The organism is Tenacibaculum sp. TC6, assembly GCF_050606265.1.
Lineage (GTDB): Bacteria > Bacteroidota > Bacteroidia > Flavobacteriales > Flavobacteriaceae > Polaribacter.
In genome coordinates this window covers 193,052-213,574 of the sequence record NZ_JBOCUK010000001.1, presented here as the reverse complement: position 1 = coordinate 213,574, position 20,523 = coordinate 193,052, and the positions used below count along the sequence as shown (strand labels likewise).

16 protein-coding genes are annotated in these 20,523 nt (G+C 32.3%); 9 read left to right on the top strand and 7 right to left on the bottom strand.

Features of this window, described 5'->3' with window-relative positions:
- Positions 1 to 32: 32 nt before the first annotated feature.
- The 6 genes from ACQY1Q_RS00950 to ACQY1Q_RS00925 all read left to right on the top strand — a co-directional run bounded on the left by ACQY1Q_RS00950 (position 33) and on the right by ACQY1Q_RS00925 (position 4,622).
- Complete coding sequence (locus ACQY1Q_RS00950; protein ID WP_431003400.1) at positions 33 to 569, top strand: hypothetical protein; 537 nt, start codon at positions 33 to 35, stop codon at positions 567 to 569.
- A gap of 40 nt (positions 570 to 609) precedes the next feature.
- Positions 610 to 1,122 (top strand): hypothetical protein, encoded by a 513-nt coding sequence (locus tag ACQY1Q_RS00945; RefSeq protein ID WP_431003399.1) that lies wholly within the window; start codon positions 610 to 612, stop codon positions 1,120 to 1,122.
- A gap of 11 nt (positions 1,123 to 1,133) precedes the next feature.
- Positions 1,134 to 2,027, top strand: coding sequence for a tetratricopeptide repeat protein (locus ACQY1Q_RS00940; protein WP_431003398.1), 894 nt, complete (start codon positions 1,134 to 1,136; stop codon positions 2,025 to 2,027).
- 118 nt (positions 2,028 to 2,145) lie between these two features.
- Complete coding sequence (locus ACQY1Q_RS00935) at positions 2,146 to 3,138, top strand: hypothetical protein (RefSeq protein WP_431003397.1); 993 nt, start codon at positions 2,146 to 2,148, stop codon at positions 3,136 to 3,138.
- Between the two features lie 114 nt (positions 3,139 to 3,252).
- Positions 3,253 to 3,852, top strand: a complete 600-nt coding sequence (locus tag ACQY1Q_RS00930) for a DUF6642 family protein (RefSeq protein ID WP_431003396.1) — start codon at positions 3,253 to 3,255, stop codon at positions 3,850 to 3,852.
- A gap of 146 nt (positions 3,853 to 3,998) precedes the next feature.
- Entirely contained in the window at positions 3,999 to 4,622 is a 624-nt protein-coding gene (locus ACQY1Q_RS00925) for a JAB domain-containing protein (protein WP_431003395.1), read from the top strand.
- A gap of 98 nt (positions 4,623 to 4,720) precedes the next feature.
- Here the strand turns inward: ACQY1Q_RS00925 and ACQY1Q_RS00920 are convergent, their stop codons facing one another.
- The 4 genes from ACQY1Q_RS00920 to hutH all read right to left on the bottom strand — a co-directional run bounded on the left by ACQY1Q_RS00920 (position 4,721) and on the right by hutH (position 10,460).
- On the bottom strand, positions 4,721 to 5,266 hold the full coding sequence (locus ACQY1Q_RS00920) for a hypothetical protein (RefSeq protein WP_431003394.1): 546 nt from the start codon (positions 5,264 to 5,266) through the stop codon (positions 4,721 to 4,723).
- Between the two features lie 9 nt (positions 5,267 to 5,275).
- Positions 5,276 to 6,469, bottom strand: a complete 1,194-nt coding sequence (locus ACQY1Q_RS00915) for an ImmA/IrrE family metallo-endopeptidase (protein WP_431003393.1) — start codon at positions 6,467 to 6,469, stop codon at positions 5,276 to 5,278.
- Between the two features lie 499 nt (positions 6,470 to 6,968).
- Complete coding sequence (locus ACQY1Q_RS00910) at positions 6,969 to 8,966, bottom strand: urocanate hydratase (protein ID WP_431003392.1); 1,998 nt, start codon at positions 8,964 to 8,966, stop codon at positions 6,969 to 6,971.
- Between the two features lie 3 nt (positions 8,967 to 8,969).
- Positions 8,970 to 10,460: a histidine ammonia-lyase gene (gene hutH, locus ACQY1Q_RS00905; protein ID WP_431003391.1), complete on the bottom strand. Its 1,491-nt coding sequence runs from the start codon at positions 10,458 to 10,460 to the stop codon at positions 8,970 to 8,972.
- A gap of 78 nt (positions 10,461 to 10,538) precedes the next feature.
- On the opposite strand from hutH, the gene ACQY1Q_RS00900 reads away from it, so the two are divergent.
- The 3 genes from ACQY1Q_RS00900 to ACQY1Q_RS00890 all read left to right on the top strand — a co-directional run bounded on the left by ACQY1Q_RS00900 (position 10,539) and on the right by ACQY1Q_RS00890 (position 12,859).
- Entirely contained in the window at positions 10,539 to 11,432 is an 894-nt protein-coding gene (locus tag ACQY1Q_RS00900) for a LysR family transcriptional regulator (RefSeq protein ID WP_431003390.1), read from the top strand.
- A gap of 669 nt (positions 11,433 to 12,101) precedes the next feature.
- Positions 12,102 to 12,434, top strand: coding sequence for a hypothetical protein (locus tag ACQY1Q_RS00895; protein ID WP_431003389.1), 333 nt, complete (start codon positions 12,102 to 12,104; stop codon positions 12,432 to 12,434).
- Positions 12,434 to 12,859 (top strand): TerB family tellurite resistance protein, encoded by a 426-nt coding sequence (locus tag ACQY1Q_RS00890; protein WP_431003388.1) that lies wholly within the window; start codon positions 12,434 to 12,436, stop codon positions 12,857 to 12,859. Before ACQY1Q_RS00895 ends, ACQY1Q_RS00890 begins: the two co-directional genes overlap by 1 nt.
- Positions 12,860 to 12,924: 65 nt before the next feature.
- Here the strand turns inward: ACQY1Q_RS00890 and ACQY1Q_RS00885 are convergent, their stop codons facing one another.
- The 3 genes from ACQY1Q_RS00885 to ACQY1Q_RS00875 form a co-directional block, all read right to left on the bottom strand.
- Entirely contained in the window at positions 12,925 to 15,561 is a 2,637-nt protein-coding gene (locus ACQY1Q_RS00885) for a T9SS type A sorting domain-containing protein (protein ID WP_431003387.1), read from the bottom strand.
- 261 nt (positions 15,562 to 15,822) lie between these two features.
- Complete coding sequence (locus ACQY1Q_RS00880) at positions 15,823 to 18,132, bottom strand: DNA topoisomerase 3 (RefSeq protein ID WP_431003386.1); 2,310 nt, start codon at positions 18,130 to 18,132, stop codon at positions 15,823 to 15,825.
- 102 nt (positions 18,133 to 18,234) lie between these two features.
- Positions 18,235 to 20,466, bottom strand: a complete 2,232-nt coding sequence (locus ACQY1Q_RS00875; protein ID WP_431003385.1) for a M1 family metallopeptidase — start codon at positions 20,464 to 20,466, stop codon at positions 18,235 to 18,237.
- Between the last annotated feature and the right edge of the window lie 57 nt (positions 20,467 to 20,523).

The window sequence follows — 20,523 nt, the reverse complement described above, 5'->3', positions numbered from 1 at the left end:
GTATATTTGGTAATTGGTATTATACTTCATTTATGACTAACTTTTATGAAATAGAAAAACCTATTACAGATGTAAATTATCTGACTATAGCAATCAAATATACAGTACTTTTTATACTATTATTTTTAGTTAGTTGGATAGCTATTCCTTTATTAGTTTTAAAAAGAAGCTCATCCGGAGTTCATAAAGTAGCTGAATTTCTTTTTGAAAATGTCGTTCTATCTAGTCTGGTAATTTCAATTGGAATTTTATCTTGGTTTATTTACCGGATAATTAAAAAATATAAGAAAGGAGAGGTGTTTAAAATTGAATTTAACGATGCTGAGCAAAAGTTAGGTATTAAAACAATTAATTTGGTTAATAATCAAGAGCGTGATAATTTGTATGAGTATAAAAATGTGAGATATAATTTTTACGAATCAACAGACCTTTTGTTTGGTAAACAAAGAATAGTTTGTATTATGAATACGAATAAAGTAGTTCATACAATTAATATTGACCGTACAGCATGGTGTAGAAATGAACAGCTGGATGAACTAATTGAAAAAATGATGAACTCATCACTTTGACAAAAATTATATACATTTATTTCTTACAAAAAAACAAAAAATGAAAAAATTACTTTTTCTTATAATCATAGTATCAATCACAAATTTGAAAGCTCAAAATAGCGATAAACTTTCTTCTCCAATAAACTTTTTTAATTCTATTGAAGGAACTTGGGAAGGAATGCCTAAAGACACTTCATTTATTTCTGTTCTTGATTATAAGAAACAAAACAAAGAGCATTTTGTATTTGTAGATAACGACTTACTTTCAAAAAAACGTAAGCTTTTTTCACATTATGAAGGAGTTTACTTTTTTAACCCTAGTCAGAATTGTATTGAGTATAGAACTATTAATAAGTCTGAGATTCATAATGGTTATTGTAAAATAAGTAAAGACACATTATTTCATTATGCAACCGTTAAAAATAAATCAGGAAGCATAAAAGCATACGCATCAGCAATTGTAAAAATAGATGATAAAACATTGGCTTATTACGCTGTTTATGGAATGGATGAAACCATTCCGGAGTTAGTATTTAAAAAACCTTTAATTTATAGAAAAATAGAACAGTAAAAAATAAATAGATGAAAAGAATATTAGGAATAGCAGTTACAATTTTAATTTCTCAAATTGGATTTAGTCAAGATTATGAATTAGAGTTTCAAAAATACTGTGAGACGAATGATACAATTAATCAATTAAAGGTTTTAACAAAGTGGAAGTCTGATAAACCAAACAACCCAGAACTTTTTATGACTTATTTTAAGTATTATTTAATAAAATCTAGGAAAGAAGTTCTTGAGTTATCAACTGATAAACCCAATGGAGAAAGGTTTATTGTAAAAGATAGTTTAAATCAAACGACAGGATATTTAGGAAGTCAAATTTATTATAATCAAAAAGAATTAAAAAAAGGACTGGATAAAATTGATGAAGGAATCAAACTTTATCCAAACCGGCTTGATATGCGATTTGAAAAAGTATATGTATTAGGAGAGGTAGAGGATTGGGAAGGTTTTACTTCAGAAATAATCAAAATAATAAAACATTCAATTACGAATAACAACGACTGGGGCTGGAGATACAATAAAAAATACGATGGAAATGAAAAAGAATTTCTTTTAGATATTCAAAATTTTCAACTACAATTATATAATACAGGAAATGATAATTTGTTAAAAAACATGAGACAAATTGCGAATACGATTTTAAAATATTATCCAAATCATATTGAGAGTTTGTCAAACTTATCAATTACTTATTTGCTAACAGGTGAATATGATAAAGGAATTGAGGCGCTTGTAAGAGCAGAAAAAATTAATCCGAAAGATTATATAATTCTAGGGAATTTGGCACAAGGATATAAATTGAAAGGAAATAAGAAGAAAGCAATTGAATACTATCAAAAAGTTATTGATTATGGTGATGATAAAGCAAAAGAATATGCACAGCAACAAATAATTGAGTTAAAAGAATAAGGTGTAAGTGTATATTAAAGGAAAACACTTTAAGGATTAAGGTTAATTACCTCTCAATAAATTATTTAAAATAAACCAACTTTGGTTTAAGAAGTAATATAATTTTAATCCGAAAAAAATGAAAAATTTAATCAACCTCACAATTTTTGTGTTTGTAACAAACTTATCTTTTGGGCAAAATGTATCTATTGGAAGCTGTAAATCTTGTCAGTCTACTCCAAATTTATTTATTAAAAACTTTAAAATAGCTAACGGAATAACTTCAGCTACGTTAAACACAGGTACAGCTTGGGCTTATCATAATATTTATATGGAAAGCGCTAGTGTTTATAATAATTTTGAATTTAAGAAAGGAACAGAATATTGCATTGAAATAGAGTTCGAATTATCAAAACAAGGGAATAGTAATTTTACTGACCATAAATTTAATATAAGAGCAGCCAATCATCTAGTTCCTAATTCTAACGGTCCAACTCAGTTACCTTCAATTTTAAATACAGAATTAATACATGAAGAACTTTATAGAAATAACAGGTTTAATTTAAGCAGACCTAATTTAGCTAGTATAAATACATTAAAGATTAATTATACTCCGACTTCCGATTTTAAACAAATCTGGTTTTATGTAACTACATCATCCAATGGTCCTACTGCTAGGTTTACTGTTAGAAATGTTGATATTAGGGAGCAAGGAGCCAAGGCTCAAGCTAAATTTGTTAACCCTAAAAGAGTAGAGAAAATTAATAATACTGATGTTAGTGTGCTTTGTTTAGACACTGATTTATTAGTTGATGGCACTGATAGTCAATGTGAAGACAGATATTTTGTTGGGCTAAGTGAATTTAATGTATTTACCTGGTCAGACATCAAAGTTTTACATTCTGATTGGGTAAAACCACTATCTCAAGTACCTAATAATATTAAAATAACAGACTTTTTACCTCAAGGATATCAATTAAGACCCAATAAAATATATAAATTTCGTTTAGCTGTAGGAATACCTTGGAGCTCCGTTGATATCTTTTTTAAAGTTGACTGCTGTACCAGTAATTTTATTTTAAATGAACAAACTCAAGATAAAAAAGATAAAGGAAATTTTAAAATTAAGTAAAGTAATCTTTATAATAATGTATTTAAAAAACCTTTAATTTATAGAAGAAGAGAGCAATAAAAAACAACATAGTTATCGTATTTTTGTGTGTTACTTTTCCTTAAATTTTGAAACTTGTTAGAAAAAAGAGAACAATTACCCCAAGAAAATTATACACCTACAGATTATTTTATATACTGTTTAGAAGCCGTTGATGATATAGAAACGGAAGAGGTTACTTCAACGCAACAAAAGTTGGAGGAGCTAACCATACAATATGGTATAGCGAGTATTTATAAGACATGCGACTCTATTGAAGGTTTAGAGGCAAGTTTAAATACGCTGGTGTTAGACGATCATAATTTTAAAAACTATGAGATTATCTATTTGGTAATGACGGGTGAAGCAAATAGTATTTGCTTAAATGATTATTACTATAGTTTACAGGAAATTGCGGAGATTTTTGAAGGAAGATTGAATGGTAAAATAGTACATTTTTCAAATGCCAAAGTTCTCGATTTAGACGATGAAGAAGCACAGTATTTTTTAGATATTACAGGTGCTAAAGCTATTTCCGGGTATGGTAACAAGTTTAATGGAATAATCAGTGCCAATCTAGATCAAGTATTCTTTAATTTATTTAAAGAAGATGATAATATGCTTGATGTGGTGGAACAATTGTATCAAAAACATTACAAAGTTTGTAAACTGCTTGATTTTAGATTGTATTATTAAGCTGAAATAGATACCGAAAATCTTTTTTTAGTAAAAAACCTTAAAGAAATAGAATAATTGGCAGTAAGCATAATTGTTCTTTTTTAAGACAAGTTTAATACTATAAATACATTTTTCAGTTTAAAATAAAACCTTATTTTTATGCTATGGATATAAAACTGACCGAAGAAGAAAAAATTAAAATATTGAATTCCGATGATATTTTCGGAATTATGCAACGCATTTTAGTAAGAGAAAATAAAATAGACCAAAACCGTGAGCACTTTTGGGTAATTGGTTTAGAAAACAACAACCGTATTTTATTTATAGAACTCATTAGTTTAGGTACAGTAAACCAAACACTGGCAAAACCTATGGAAGTGTTTAGCTTGGCGTTGCAAAAAAGAGCGGTTAAAATAATTTTATGCCATAACCACCCAAGCGGAGAGTTAAAACCTTCTGAAACAGATAAAGATATTACTGACAGACTTATTCAAGTAGGTATTATTGTAGATACTGAGGTTATAGACCATTTAATTATTTCACCAAAAAGCTATTTAAGTTTTGTAGATATTGGCTTGTTTGAAGAGCTAAAAAAGAGCACTAAATATGTACCTACCTTTGAATTATTAAAAGAAGCCAAAAAAGAAGCTTCTGAATTGGCTAAACAAAATGAAAAAATTGAAATAGCTAAAGAACTAAAGCGTAGAGGTACTACTAATGAAGATATAGTTGCCATTACCGGACTTTCTACAGATGAAATTGAAAAATTAAGGGTTAGGAAGAAGTAGGTTAAGTAAGGTCAATAGAACTGGGTTATAATTAATATAAATATTATAACCCAGTTATTTTTATACTTTAAACATTTGGAAGGATAGTGTCCTAAAAATTATTTTTCACTCAATTTAAACATAGCCTTGGCTATACTTAAAGTAGTTTTGTCATATTCTTCATGACCGTATCCATATTTCTCGTTTAATTCATAAAATTCTTTATAAATAACGAATGGGTTTTGTGATTCTCCTACCCATTTTACAATAATATCTAAAATTTCATTCATTATGGGTTGAAAAGTCATTCTCCCATCTGATTTTCTAATCCCATTATTATCAGATTTACGTTTACCTGAATTAAGGAAAATATTTTTCTCATCGTAAATAATATTTCGAACCTCTTTAAATTCTTTTCCCTTAGGTAGATAATCCATTAATAGCTTACGAATACCTTTATAATAAATATTATATTTCTCTTCGGGGTTTTCAAATTCTTTTCCAATTAACTCTCTTAATTCATCAATTTCTTCAATATTACCTTGATCAGAATTGATAGTTAATTGTCTGCCCACTTTTTCATTTGCCATTTGTAATAATTCTAATCTTTCTAAATCTGCTTCTGAAAGTTCCTGCTTTTTCTTTATATTGTTATCTTTTGCCATAAATATTTATTATTTAATTTCTAAAATAGACTTGATTTTCTTGCTTGTTTCTTTTATACTCTGATTATCCCATGATATTGGGTTTAATTTATTTAAAGCTTCTTTATAATTGGGATAATGTTCTTTAAAAGCAGCATGATAATTTTTTCCATACAACTTATCCTGATACCAAGTGAAAAATGAATAAACTATTGATACGTGTATTTCATTTTGTTCAGCAAATTTTGAGACTAGATAAGGATTGTTTATATATTTTTTGATATAGTTGAATTTTTCTTCAGACATAAAAAAATCTCTAGCAAAAGAATCAGCTTTTTCTTCTATTAAAAATAAATCATCATCACCAGTTAAATGAAAACTATTTGTTTCTATTAAATCAAAGTCAAATAAAACATGATGTAATTCGTGTAAAAGAGTGAACCAAATCGTAGGATATTTTTTATTAAAATCAGTAAGAACAATACAAGGTTTTCCTTTTACGATAAATGTCCCACCTCTTACTTGAGTTGTAGATAAATAATCTTGAAAAATAACAGTAATACCTATATTGTAAAGCGCTTTACAAACAGTTAACAAGCCTTCTTTTACATCTTGGGAATAAGGTTTTATTTTAATAATTAATCCTTTTAATTTATTTCTATCATATTCATTAGGATTGTCTATAATTCTAAAACTTTGATAAGCAGATTTTATCCAGAAGTCTTTCATTTTATCAGAAAAACTCCTCTTGGTTCTACTATACAAAGGCTCAATAAGTTCATCTTCGAATTCTTGGATAGAAGAGTATCCAAAAAAAGTAAGAACTCTACTGACTAAGTCATTAGTTTCATAATTTTTATCAAAAAAACCAAGCTTTGTTAATGTTTTTACGTCAAAGTTTTTTAACAAAAAAGTAGCTTTTCGAGCTTTGTCAATCGTGCCAATATTTTCCTTACTTTGATTGTTCAAAACAACTTTAATAAACTTGTCAATATTTATCTCTAAAAATTCCGCTATTTTAACAACATGAATTAGATTAGGCTGTTTAGCTGTACCATTGATTATTTGCTCAAAAACATCTTTGTCAATATTTAAAAGTAATAATGCTTTAGTTTTACTAATATTATAATCAATCAATTTTTGCTCAAATTCGTTTCTAATATCAAAATTTTCATCATCTGAAAAAATTGATTTTAATAAATTATCTATGTTGCTTTCTTTCATTAAAAGAGTATTTACCCTGCAAATATAGTTATTTTTTTTGTTTTTATATTTAATTAAGGGGAATTACCCTTGGAAATATCTGAAACAATAAGATGTTAAATATAAATATAGAACCCTATTAAACAAACTCCTAAATACCTTTGTAAAAAAGATGCTTACCTTTTCTAAAAAACATCAAGACGTTTTGTGTAAAACATCAAGGTCTTTTGTTTAAAACGTCTTGATGTTTTTTAGCACTTATTAATATGTTGTTTTACAATGAGTTGTAAAAATCAAAAAATCCCTACTTTTTAAGGTAAAAACAGGAACTTGTTTTGAGATAAAATCAACAATTACATCTACAAGCGTACTTCCAATTTCTTTTCAGGTTATTACGAAGGATTGATAGCTACTAAAGCAATCCGTCGATAAAAAAAGACTGCCACAGCAAAAGTGTTTCCTTTGCAATGGCAGTCTTATTTTTTAAAACGGGAATTAGTCGTATATCCCTATCTAGCTATTAAAACAAGTTTTCTAAAAGCGTTTCATCTACCAAATTAGGTAATGTTACTTTTAAACTTGGTGTACGGTCCATTTCGCGTTGAATGGCAAATAAGGCTTCTTTATTTCTTGCCCAGCTTCTTCTGGCAATACCGTTATTTACATCGTAAAATAACATTTTCTTTAGGCGAGCATCTGCTTCCGTAGTTCCGTCTAATAACATACCAAAACCACCGTTAATTACTTCACCCCAGCCAACACCACCACCGTTGTGGATAGATACCCAGGTAGCACCTCTAAAACTATCGCCAATAACATTATGAATAGCCATATCTGCCGTAAACTTACTTCCGTCATATATATTAGAAGTTTCTCTATACGGAGAGTCGGTACCACTTACATCATGATGATCTCTTCCTAAAACTACCGGACCAATTTTTCCTTCACCAATAGCTTTGTTAAAAGCTTCGGCAATTTTAGCACGTCCTTCAGCATCTGCATATAAAATACGTGCTTGTGAGCCTACCACCATGTTGTTTTGCTTTGCATTGGTAATCCAAGTAATATTATCTTGCATTTGCAATTGTATTTCTTCAGGAGAGTTTTCCATAATTTCCTGCAATACGGTAGCTGCAATAGCATCAGTAGCATCTAAATCTTCAGGCTTTCCTGAGGTACATACCCAACGGAACGGACCAAATCCATAGTCAAAACACATAGGGCCTAAAATATCTTGTACGTATGACGGATATTTAAAATCAATACCATTTGGGGCAAATACATCTGCTCCGGCTCTAGAGCTTTCTAATAAAAAGGCATTTCCGTAGTCAAAGAAATACGTACCTCTTTCGGTGTGTTTATTAATAGCTTCCGCATGACGACGTAATGTTCTTTGTACTTCTTGCTTAAACACTTCCGGCTCTTCACGAATCAATCGGTTCGCTTCTTCATACGAAATATCAACCGGATAATAACCTCCCGTCCAAGGAATGTGTAACGAGGTTTGATCTGAGCCTACATGAATAAAAATACCTTCTTCATAAAAACGTTCCCATACCGTTACCACATTACCAATAAAGGCTATAGAAACCACCTCATTAGCGGCTTGTGCCTGTTTAACACGTATAATTAAATCGTCAATATTATCTACTAATACATCTACCCAACCTTGTTCATGACGTTTGGTAGCCGCTTTAGGATTTACTTCTGCAGCAATGGTAATACAACCGGCAATGTTTCCTGCCTTTGGTTGTGCACCACTCATACCACCTAAACCTGCTGTTAAAAAGATTTTTCCGCTAGGTGTATCTCCTTTTTCTAATATTTTTCTAAAGGCATTCATTACCGTAATGGTAGTTCCGTGTACAATACCTTGCGGTCCAATGTACATATAAGAACCTGCGGTCATTTGTCCGTATTGCGTAACGCCTAAAGCATTAAATTTTTCCCAATCATCAGGTGCAGAGTAGTTAGGAATCATCATTCCGTTAGTAACAATAACCCTAGGTGCTTCTTTTGATGAAGGAAATAATCCCATAGGATGCCCGGAGTACATGTGTAGTGTTTGTTCATCGGTCATCGTGGCTAAGTAGTGCATGGTAAGCAAGTACTGCGCCCAGTTTTGAAATACCGCACCGTTACCCCCGTAGGTAATTAACTCTTCCGGGTGTTGCGCCACAGCAGGGTCTAAGTTATTTTGTATCATTAACATAATAGCCGCTGCTTGTAACGATTGTGCCGGGTATTCCTCAATACCTCTGGCATATATAGCGTATTCAGGCTTAAAACGATACATATAAATTCTACCAAAATCATTTAATTCCTGTGCAAACTCTTGAGCTAATTCAGCATGCCAATGCGCAGGAAAATAACGTAAGGCATTTTTAATGGCTAATTGTTTTTCTTCTTTAGAAAGAATATCTTTTCTTTTCGGGGCTCTGTTAACACCCTCAGGATAGGTTCTTTTTGCAGGTAAAACTGCCGGAATTCCCTGTAGTATTTGTTCTTTAAATGTCATAATTTAGGCAACTTTAAAGGCTTGTTCTTTAACTAATTGAATAATGGCGTAGATGTCGTCTTTTAAAATTCTATCTTCTTCCAGTTTAGCAACTTTACTACGAATTAACGCAAAGTTATGCTCTAAAATATCAGAAAACGTATTAGGTCTTCTAAATTCCATAGCTTGTGCTGCATACATAAACTCAATGGCGAAAATCTTTTCTAAATTGCCTAGAATTTGATTGAATTTTCTTCCTGAAATACTTCCCATAGACACATGATCTTCTTGCCCTAAAGAGGTAGGAACACTGTCTGCGGAAGGAGGAAAGCACAACGATTTATTTTCAGTAACCAAAGCAGCCGTGGTGTATTGCGGTATCATAAATCCTGAGTTTAACCCTCCGGCCGTAGTTAACAAACGCGGTAAACCGTATTTACCTTCTAATAATAAGTAACATCTTCTGTCTGATATATTACCCAACTCAGAAGCGGCAATAGACGCATAATCTAACGCCATGGCTAAAGGCTGACCGTGGAAGTTTCCTCCGGAAATAGCCTCGGTTTCACTTAATACAATAGGGTTGTCAGTTACCGAGTTCATTTCAATTTCTGCCAACTCTTTTAAGTGGGTATAGGCATTTCTTGAAGCTCCGTGTACCTGTGGCATACAACGTATAGAATACGGATCTTGTACACGTTCACAATCATAATGCGCTTCTAAGTTTTGAGAACCGTCTAATAACATTCTCATACGTTCTGCTACCTTTAAATTACCCGGAAACGGACGAATAACATGCAAAGCTTCTTTAAAAGGAGAAGCACTTCCTTGAAAGCCTTCTAAACTCATGGCACCCGCTAAATCGGCCAGATCCAACAAGTATTCCATTCTTTTAAGTCCGTTAATAGCATGTGCTAAAATAAATTGCGTACCATTAATTAACCCTAAACCTTCTTTAGCACTTAGTTCAATAGGCTCTAAATTATGGCTTTTTAATACCGCTGCAGCCGGTTGTATGGTATCGCCTACCCAAAACTCTCCTTCACCAAACAACGGTAAAAATAGGTGAGATAACGGAGCTAAATCACCCGAAGCACCTACAGAGCCTTGTTCCGGCACAATAGGTAATAAATCATTTTCTATAAAATAGATAATACGCTCTACTACTTCTAAACGAACTCCTGAAAATCCTTGTGATAACGCCTGAACTTTAGTTATCAGCATGAGTTTTGACAAGAATTTATCAATAGGATTCCCTACACCAACCGCATGGGTTATCAATAAGTTTTTTTGTAATAAACTGGTTTCTTCCGGAGAAATTTGAGTGTCGCATAAAGGACCAAATCCAGTGTTTATTCCATACACAGCTTTGTCAGAAGCAGCCATAGCTTCAACTTTAGCTCTGCACGTATGTATGTTATTAATAGCTTCTGGAGTTAGCACGCCTTGTAACTCATTTTTAGCTATAGCCATCACTGTATCTACAGTTAAGGTATCTATTCCGTATTTAAACATGTGTATTCTACTTAGTTTTACAAATTTATGCCTATTTTTGATGCTTAACAATATCAATATTGATAGGTATTAATAACTATGAGTTATCAATTAGAGTACAGACATCTGAAATATTTTTTGGCAGTAGCAGAAGAATTGCATTATAGAAAGGCGGCTGAAAAGTTATACATATCACAACCGGGCTTAAGTAGACAAATAAAACAATTAGAAGATAGCTTGGGAGTTACATTGTTTGAACGACATAATAGAAGTGTGGTATTAACAGAAGCAGGGAAGTACCTAAAAACTGAATTGACACAAAATTTAAAGAGTTTAGACAATATTTTAAACCACGCTAAACTGATTAGTACAGGGAAAGATGGTAATTTAAAGTTCGGATATGTAGGTTCTGCCATACAAGAAATTATTCCGGAGTTATTAGTCAAGTTAAATCAGCAATACCCTAAAATATCGTTCAGTTTAAAAGAAATGGACAATCAGAGCCAGATAGCAAGCTTACTGTCTAACGATATTGATATTGGTTTTGTACGTTTAGAAAGAGCGCCTAGAAGCATACAAAGCAAAACCATTATGGTAGAGCCTTTTTGCTTAGTATTACCCGAAAAACATGTAATTACTGCTGAAAACTTTAGCGGGTTGCAACAATGCAAAGAAGAGTCTTTTATATTGTTTGATCCTAAATATAGTGTATCGTATTATGAAAAAGTCATGCAAATTTTTGATGAGTATAATTTTACGCCCATAGTTTCACACAATACCATTCATGCAGCTTCTATTTATAAATTGGTTGAAAATGGCTTTGGTATTTCAATAGTACCTAAATCATTAACGCAAACTCAGCATCCTCATATTCGGGTTATTGAGCTTACGGATATTCCGCAAAGAACCGTATTATCTGCGGTTTGGAGTAAAGAAAACCGAAATCCCGTTATTAAAAATGCCGTTGATCTTTTAACGGAAGTTATTGTATAAAGTTTTTTTTGACACTTTGTCAGCACTTCTTTTTTTGGTATATCGTTTGCTTTTTCCTTAACAACTATTTTTTATGGTTTAACTTTTTAAAAATTTTAGATTATGAAGAAACGTCCAACAAAAGTAAAATTGGTAGGAAAAGAAAAAACGAACTATAAAATAAAGTTCCCGTATTTAAAAATCCCTGTAATAGTAAACGAATATATGTACCGGAAGATGCTCAATGAAACTGATGAGTATTATTTTGTAAATTCTTAGGGCTAGTATTAATTCACTAACAGAACCTTAAACACCTTAAAAGTTTATTTAGATACTTTTTAAGGTTTATAAGTGAACTTGCCTAATTGGTTGTTATAAAAGTAAATACATTGTTAGGGTCATTAAAAAACAATGTATTACTTAAGGTGTTTTAGCAATGAGATACCTCAACGTAAAGCTGTTTAATTTTAAACAGCTTTTTTGCTTTTTATTAAAAAAAATGGGGGATTAATGCTCAAATAATTTGAAAAAAATAAAGTATTTTTAGGTGTATTAAATTGATGCTTATGTAACGCTTTTTTGTAGAACATTCACGGGCAAAATTAGGGATAATGAATGCTAAAAGAATCTTAGACTTGTGGTGGCAAAACTCTAAGAAAAAGTATTTTTTACAATCTATAATTTATAAACATGAAAGCATTAATTTTAAAAGCATTTTTTATACTAACATTGGTAGGTAGTTACTCAATGAAACCGGTAACTGAAATATTAGAACCTAAAAAAGTAACCGCAACTTATGAAGGTTATACAGAATTAGGGTATAGTTTTATCTTTGTTAATGAAGATGATGACGATGAAATAGTAACATTTGAAAGTATTTCTGAAAAGTTATTAGAACAATATGATTTAACTGACGATAGTTATATAGATGAAAAATTTGAAATTACTTTTGATTATGAAGTAGTAAACAAAGAGGAAGAAATTAAAGTTCCTGTATTAAAAACCATAAAAAAAATTAATTAATGAGCATTTTAGATTTATATGAATCCGGTAAGCACAGAAGTAATGTGGCGCATTTTTGTGCTATTGTAAATATAGCCAGAGTTGATGAAGCCCTAAATGAAAGCGAAGAAAAACTAATTAATCGTTTTGCCAGAAAGTTAGATATAACAGAGAGTGAGTATGAAGAAATAGTGAAGGACTCTAAGAAGTATCCAATTCAACCTCCTTCAAATTCAGATGTAAGGTTAGAACGATTGTTAGATTTATTTAAGATTATTTATTCTGATCATCACATAGACGAGCCGGAAAAGAAGCTGATTCTTAAATATGCTATTCAAATGGGATTCTCTGAAGAGTCTGCTGAAAACATTATAAAGAAAACAATCAAAGTATTTAATGGAGATATAGATTTGGATGAATATAAGTCTATCTTAAAATCGATTTAATAAAAAAATCCTGAGAACATTCTCAGGATTTTTTGTTTTAGATTCAATGTTTAGCATACATAATACTATTCAATACTAATTTTATGAGTTATGGTTTGTTGTAATTCATTAGTTATTTGTAAAATATAAAGTCCGGGAGTTAGAGAAGAGGTGTTGATACTAACTACTTCTTTGTTGTCGGATATCTTTCTTTTAGGTAAAACTTCTTTTCCTAATATATCATAAACGGTTACTTGTAACTCAGAGGTTAAAGAGTTTTTTAATTTTATGTGTACAACATCACTGGCAGGGTTTGGATATACCGTAAAAGTACTTGCCAATGCAGAGTTGTCAGAAGTGCTTAAAGAACTTTCATTAATGGTAAAATCTAATATTCCGGAACCCCATGAAGCAAAACGTACCGTATGAGTAGCCTCAATATAATCAACATCCATTGCGTTAAAAAAGCCTATTCCTTCTGCTATTGAATACCATTTTTCAGTGGCTACATCAAAAACATACGGACCAATATCTGTACCCGCAAAAATAAACTTTCCATCTGGAGTAGCTACCATTCCTCCGGTTTGTGCATCAATTCCGCTAGGAAAGTCACCGGTAACATCTTGCCAAGTCAAGCCCCCGTCTTTAGATAAAATAGCTCCAACAGTATTAGAACTAGGGCCGCAAAACAATATCCAATTATCATTGGTTGGTAACACAATGCCGCTACCTATATCACCACGCCCCCAAACTTCGTTAGTTTGTAAAAACGGTGTTGTAACTCCGGTATTAAAAGTAGTTCCACGATCGTCAGATATAAACACTTTTCCGTCTTGTAACATAAAAAATTTATCCGGTGTATTCCATGCTTGTGCTAAGGCTGCTACATGGTTATTTCCTTTATCAATAGAATAACCGTTAATAGAAGTTCCGTCCCAAGTAGCTCTGTTTAATTCTTTAGCTAATACCCACATTCTTTTGTCCGGAGCTTCATGGTCTATATAAGTCTGTACCCAGCCCATAACTGTATTTTTAGGAAAATCGACACTGTTAGTTTCTGAAAACTGAGAGTTTATTTTTGCAATGGATTGAAAATTGTTAGTTGATGAATAAACAGTAACGGGAGCATACACTTTAGCTCCTTCACGTTGCCATTTCCATGCATATTTTCCATCATAGCTATCAATAGGAGGGCCGTCACCACCAATGCTTTGGTAAAAGTCTAAAACATCTTGATCTTGATCGCTAATAACACTACCACTTCCTTGATCTTGTGTACTGTAATAAATATGGTTAGGATTGTTAGCTCCTGTAAATAGGTTTCTTCTATAAATTAACGGATTAATTGTGTGTAGTACATTTAAGTTTATATAGTGCGCATTGGCATATCCTGAATTATCAAAAGCAGTTCCTTCCGGAGGAAAATCTACCCATTCTTTATAAGAAATAAAAATACCTCCATCTGAACAGCGAGCTGAAAATAAATCACCTGAACTGTTATAGAAAAAGTGGGAAGATTGAAAGTCAGGATGGTAATTAAAACGGATTCTATTATAATAATCAGCAGCACTTAAACTGGTACCGTTTTGGTATCTTCCCCAGCCACTGGTGGTAGAAAGTGTGGTATCTAACCCGTCTAATGAAATTACAGGTTGCGCATATCCGGCAACAGAAATACTCGGGTTTTCAGGGTGCACAGCAAAAAATTTACCGGGCGACATTTTTCCTGTTCTATCTCCATACCAATTTCCTTTAGGATATTTACTCACCCAATTGGTACCGCCATCTGTAGAAATCCAATAATCTTGACCTTCTGTTACATATAACATTCTACTATCACCACTTACGCTAAACTGATTATTACCATGACTTGCTGTATAGGTACCTAAAAGAGAGAAGTCTGTTTTATCAGCAGTTAATGTATAAAAGCCTCCGGAACGAGCCAGGTAAACAGAAGCGGCGTTAGGTTGTATAGCATATCTGGGCGTATATAAAAAACTACTTTTTTTAGTACCAAAATCTTTCAATAGCGTAAAATTAGCTCCATAATCAGTAGATACAAATACTTTTTGCCCGTTGGTAACATATAGGGTATGATTATCTTGTCGGTTAATTGCAGCACTGGTATTAGCATCCGGAAGTCCGTTAGACTGCGACCAACTTTGCCCTTGATCGTCAGAATAGTAAAGGGGACCGTTTTCTATGTGTACTATAAGTCGGGTTGTGGTATTTACTTTAAAAGCAAATAAATTTTGATATCTGTTAGGCCAATTATCGGTTAATAAAACAAAATCATCACCACCTGTTCCTTTCTTAGGATTGTATATAGTTCCTCTGAAAATATAAGATTTAGAGTTAAATTCTCCGGCATAATGATTATGAGTTACGCCATAAATGGTATCGGTATTTTCTAACAACTCAGCAAATTTAAAAGCACCCGGCATGTTTTTAGGGCCTCTGTTTTTCCAAGTACCTGTTAAATTTCCGTTGGCATAGGTAGTATTAGGCCTTTTTAGGTTTTTAAAGCGTTGTGCTGTAGCTGTTAGTTTTTTTAGAATTTTTTGATGTCTTGCTGCTTGTTCAGGAGTCCAAATAGCTTGTTTATCAGGATTGTTATTCTTTTCTTCTCGTTCATGATCTTTTGGAATAGCTACTGAAGAAGTATTTTGCTTACAAGCCATTGAAATAACAAGAAGCAACAAAATAAAATACTTTGTTTTCATGAGTTAGGGGATTTTTGTAACGGTATAAAGATAGTTTTTTAAGTTAATTAAAAAGACATTGAATTTTTAGTTTTCATTTTTTAAGATTGCTATCTTACACAAAAAGAGTGTGAAACGTATTCAATTTGCTAATGAGAATTGTAAACACATTATACATTTCTGTTATTGGATTAACTTATTAGCACCGGTTCATTAAAAGTTCTAATACGACTCTTATAGCTACACAGATGTAGGTATTAATAAGTTGAGGAAATAAAATTACTAGCTTAAAAGTATTTTATATACTAATTCCTTAGTTAATGGCGCACCATTGGCTATCTTTTTGATATTTTCAAAAGTAAACACAAAATCACAACCGTTTTTATAATTGGAGCATCCATATGCTGTTTTCCCTTTTAAAACAGTTCCTTTTTTACATTTAGGACAAGAAATTACCTCAGGAACTTCTTTATCATTAATTTCTTTATTGTCGGTTGTTTGTTTAGGTTCAAGTTTTAAGTTAAACTCTTCATCAAAACGAACTAAAGCTTCAATTTTTCCCGCATCTGTTTTCCAGCCTTTTAAATTGGTTGTACATCCTTTTTCTAATAAACGAATAAGCTGATTATCAGAAATTTTCTTTTCCATGAATTCAAAAGGTAAGGTAAAGTTACAACCGTTTTTATAGTTTGAACAGCCATACGCCGAGCTGCCTTTTAAAAGCTGTCCCTTTTTACATTTAGGGCATTCTTTTCCTACAATTTTATTTTTATCCTGTGATTCTTTTTGAGGTATTGTTTCTTCAGTTTGATCTAAGGAAGAAATTTTTTTAACGGTAGTGTTTGAACGTACTTCATATACAAGAGTATCAACCATTTTTTTCATCTGATTGATAAATGTAGCTGCATGATATTCACCTCTTTCAATCTCTTTTAATCGCTTTTCCCATAAACCTGTTAATTCTGCTGATTTTAAAAGTTCATTATCAATTAAATGAATCAAATCAATACCGGTTTGGGTAGGTACAATTAACTTTTTTTGACGTTCAATATAATTTCGTTTGAATAATGTTTCTATAATACTGGCTCGGGTAGAAGGGCGTCCTATTCCGTTTTCTTTCATTAATTCACGCATTTCATCATCTTCTACCTGTTTTCCGGCAGTTTCCATAGCTCGTAGTAAGCTGGCTTCAGTATAATTACGCGGTGGCTTGGTTTCTTTTTCTAAGAACGAAGGTTCATGAGGGCCTTTTTCTCCTTTCTCAAAGGTAGGTAGTACATCAGAATCACTCGTTTTTTTACTTTCATTTTCATATTCAAAAACAACTCTCCAGCCTTTAGTAATCACCTCTTTCCCTGTAGTTTTAAACAATACATCATCCGCTTTTCCTTGTACAGCTGTGTTAGCAATGTCGCTATCCGGATAAAATACAGCTATAAAACGTCTTGTAATGATATCATATACTTGTTGTTGGTTATGCTGAAGTTGTATTTGAACACCGGTTGGAATAATAGCATGGTGATCGGTAACTTTCTTGTCGTTAAAAACCTTGGTTGATTTTCTTATTTTTTTCCCTAATAAAGGGACTGTTAAGCTAGCATAGGCTGTTAAGTTTTTTAATATGGCCGGTACTTTAGGATAAATATCATTAGGAAGAAAAGTAGTATCAACTCTGGGATAAGTAACCACTTTCATTTCATATAGTTTTTGTACTATTTTTAAAGTTTCATCTGCAGAAAAGCCAAATTTATTATTACAGTATACCTGCAAACCGGTTAAGTCAAAAAGTTTAGGAGCATATTCTTTTCCTTTCTTTTTGCTAACAGAAGTAATTTCAAACTCAGCTTCTTTAACCTTGTTGGCAAATGCTTCACCATCTTCTTTTTTTAAGAAACGGCCTTCTTCACAGTTAAAAAGGGTATCTCTATATAGAGTTTGTAGTTCCCAATAGGGTTGTGGTTTAAAATTTTGTATTTCATGATAACGTTCAACCAACATGGCTAGGGTAGGTGTTTGTACCCTTCCTATTGAGAGTATTTGTTTGTCTCTACCAAATTTAACGGTATATAAACGAGTAGCATTCAATCCTAATAACCAATCACCAATGGCTCTGGAATAACCCGCGTAGTATAAGTTATTGTATTTTTCTTCTTCTTTTAAATTATCAAATCCTTCTTTTATAGCTTCTTCAGTTAAAGAAGAAATCCATAACCGTTGTACTCTTCCTTTATATTCAGCTTGGTTAATAACCCAACGTTGAATTAACTCTCCTTCTTGTCCGGCATCGCCACAGTTTATAACAATATCTGCTTTTCCTAGTAATGATTTAATAATGTTGAATTGTTTTTGTATTCCGGAATCTTTCACCACTTTAGTACCAAAGCGCTCGGGTAACATTGGAAGGTTGTTTAAATTCCAACTTTTCCAATGAGGTTTATAATCTTTGGGTTCAAGAAGAGTACATAAATGTCCAAAAGTATAGGTAACAGCATAGCCATTGCCTTCAAAATATCCATCACGTTTAGTATTGGCTCCCAAAATAGTAGCTATTTCACGAGCAACGCTAGGTTTTTCTGCAATACAAACCTTCATTCTATCCTATTTTAAAAATCGAAATTACTATTTTTTATGGTATGTATACAAACAAAAAACGTGGCAAGTGCCACGTTTTTTTAACAATGATAGATATAGTATCTATTTTTGTACTTTATTTTTAAACTTATCAAATTTATTAGTGGTCTTTTTGGGCCAACTATTATTTGAAGTATCAATGTCTGCAGTCTCTAAATCCGGATCAACAACAAAACTTTTAATTTCTTTATCAGAAGTAAACACACGGAATACTTTATTCTCATCTCTTCTCCAAATTTGAGCAGGGAAAGTTTCACGCTTTTTAGAACCATCTGCATAAGTTAACTCAACAATTATAGGCATTACAAGACCTCCAGGTTTTTCAAATTCAACCTGATAGATATATTTAGGGATATCTTTTAATTCAGCTTTTTTATCGGCTGGTAAAGTATTGATATAATTCTCTATCTCTTTTGAGTTAGCCTCGTCATTTTTACTTGTTAGATATACTATTTTATTCCCTAATCTGGCAAAATAAGCTGGATATTGTTCTTGTAATTTTTTTGTTTCTTCATTTGGTTTATCTGTTAAATATAATGGTTTTACTTCTTTAATACCTATGTCAGTATAATCGGTAGTATAAAACCATCCTCTCCAAAACCAATCTAAATCCATTCCGGAAGCATCTTCCATAGTTCTGAAGAAATCAGCAGGAGTAGGATGCTTAAACATCCATCTTTGAGCATAGGTTCTGAAAGCATAATCAAATAACTCAGGGCCCATAATTGTATGACGTAACATGTATAATCCGGCAGCCGGTTTTGTATACGCATTAGGACCGAAATTATGTACATAATCTCCTTGAGACATAATAGGAGATAAGCGGTTTTGATCTAAACTCATGTAACGAACAATATCTTTTGGTAAGTTACCTGTGTTGAAATTAGGGTCGTAATCTAATTCAGCCAACGTTTCAACAAAAGAGTTAAGTCCTTCATCCATCCAAGTCCACTGACGCTCATCAGAGTTAACAATCATAGGGAAGAAGTTATGTCCAACCTCATGAGTAATTACTCCTATCATTCCGTTTTTAGTTCTGTCAGAATATGTACCGTCCGGTTCAGGTCTTCCATAATTAAAACAAATCATAGGATATTCCATTCCTTGACGATCTGCATGTACAGAGATTGCTTTTGAGTAAGGATAATCAAATGTTAATTTAGAATATTCTTCTAAAGTGTTAGCTACCACTCTGGTAGAGTGCTCTTCCCATAACGGGTTTCCTTCTTTAGGATATAAAGAAACTGCCATAACGGTTTTACCGTTGATATTAACAGCCATTGCATCCCAAATATATTTTCTAGAAGTTGCAAAAGCAAAATCACGAACTTGGTTAGCTTTAAAATGCCATGTTTTAGTTTTAGTTGTACCTTCTTTTTCATTAGCTTCAGCCTCGGCTTGAGATACAATAAATACCGGATTTTTATATGACTTTCTAGCTTTTTCCCAACGGCTGCGTTGTTCTTTGCTTAATACATCTTTTTCGTTTTGTAATTCTCCTGTAGCATCAAGAATATGGTCTGCCGGTACAGTTAACTTTACATCATAATCTCCAAATTCTAAAGCCCATTCACTACGGCCCCAGAATTGCATATTTTGCCATCCTTCTACGTTATCATAAACCGCTAAGCGAGGAAAGAATTGTGCAATTGTATAGTTTTTGTTTCCATCAGGAAATGATTCAAAACCTGAACGACCTCCGTCTAATACTGAATTGTTGATTAAGTAATTCCACTTAATTCTAAATTTAAATTCGTTACCCGGAGCCAAAGGAGTAGGTAAGTTAATACGCATCATTGTACGATTGATAGTGTAGGGTAAATCTCTACCATCAGCGTATTTTACAGCCTCTATTTTAAAACCAAAGTCTTTTGGTTTAGCCATGTTTTCTTTTACGAAATTTTCAGGAGTCTGAAAAGGAGCAGCACCTCTAGATTCTGCTAAAGGACTTTTTGAATCAGGAGCCCTCATGTTTTGATCTAATTGAACCCATAAATATTCTAAATGGTCTTTAGAGTTATTATGATATGTAATTGTTTCATCACCATAAATTCTATTTGTAGCTTCATCCAAGCGTATATCCATTACATAATCAACTTTCTGCTGAGTATAACCATGCCCTGGAGCACCTGAAGCAGTTCGTTGTTCATTAGGAGTTGCCAAAAGATCTTTTAACTGGCGAAACTTGTTTTGGTCTGTATGACCTTTTTGAGGTTCTTTCTTTTCTACTTCTTGTGCAAAAATTGAAGTGGATGCTATAAGAACTGAAAATAGAAGTGATGTGTATTTTCTCATTTCCTGCTTGTAAAATTTGTTTTTAAATAAGCGGAAAATTAATGAATTAATCTTACT

Excerpts from the sequence above, each read along its gene's own strand:
- ACQY1Q_RS00890 (WP_431003388.1), top strand. The coding sequence starts at position 12,434 with ATGAGCATTTTAGATTTATATGAATCCGGTAAGCACAGAAGTAATGTG.
- ACQY1Q_RS00935 (WP_431003397.1), top strand. The coding sequence starts at position 2,146 with ATGAAAAATTTAATCAACCTCACAATTTTTGTGTTTGTAACAAACTTA.
- ACQY1Q_RS00915 (WP_431003393.1), bottom strand. The coding sequence starts at position 6,469 with ATGAAAGAAAGCAACATAGATAATTTATTAAAATCAATTTTTTCAGAT.
- ACQY1Q_RS00950 (WP_431003400.1), top strand. The coding sequence starts at position 33 with ATGACTAACTTTTATGAAATAGAAAAACCTATTACAGATGTAAATTAT.
- ACQY1Q_RS00910 (WP_431003392.1), bottom strand. The coding sequence starts at position 8,966 with ATGACATTTAAAGAACAAATACTACAGGGAATTCCGGCAGTTTTACCT.
- ACQY1Q_RS00920 (WP_431003394.1), bottom strand. The coding sequence starts at position 5,266 with ATGGCAAAAGATAACAATATAAAGAAAAAGCAGGAACTTTCAGAAGCA.
- ACQY1Q_RS00885 (WP_431003387.1), bottom strand. The coding sequence starts at position 15,561 with ATGAAAACAAAGTATTTTATTTTGTTGCTTCTTGTTATTTCAATGGCT.
- ACQY1Q_RS00880 (WP_431003386.1), bottom strand. The coding sequence starts at position 18,132 with ATGAAGGTTTGTATTGCAGAAAAACCTAGCGTTGCTCGTGAAATAGCT.
- ACQY1Q_RS00925 (WP_431003395.1), top strand. The coding sequence starts at position 3,999 with ATGGATATAAAACTGACCGAAGAAGAAAAAATTAAAATATTGAATTCC.
- ACQY1Q_RS00900 (WP_431003390.1), top strand. The coding sequence starts at position 10,539 with ATGAGTTATCAATTAGAGTACAGACATCTGAAATATTTTTTGGCAGTA.
- hutH (WP_431003391.1), bottom strand. The coding sequence starts at position 10,460 with ATGTTTAAATACGGAATAGATACCTTAACTGTAGATACAGTGATGGCT.
- ACQY1Q_RS00945 (WP_431003399.1), top strand. The coding sequence starts at position 610 with ATGAAAAAATTACTTTTTCTTATAATCATAGTATCAATCACAAATTTG.
- ACQY1Q_RS00895 (WP_431003389.1), top strand. The coding sequence starts at position 12,102 with ATGAAAGCATTAATTTTAAAAGCATTTTTTATACTAACATTGGTAGGT.
- ACQY1Q_RS00940 (WP_431003398.1), top strand. The coding sequence starts at position 1,134 with ATGAAAAGAATATTAGGAATAGCAGTTACAATTTTAATTTCTCAAATT.
- ACQY1Q_RS00875 (WP_431003385.1), bottom strand. The coding sequence starts at position 20,466 with ATGAGAAAATACACATCACTTCTATTTTCAGTTCTTATAGCATCCACT.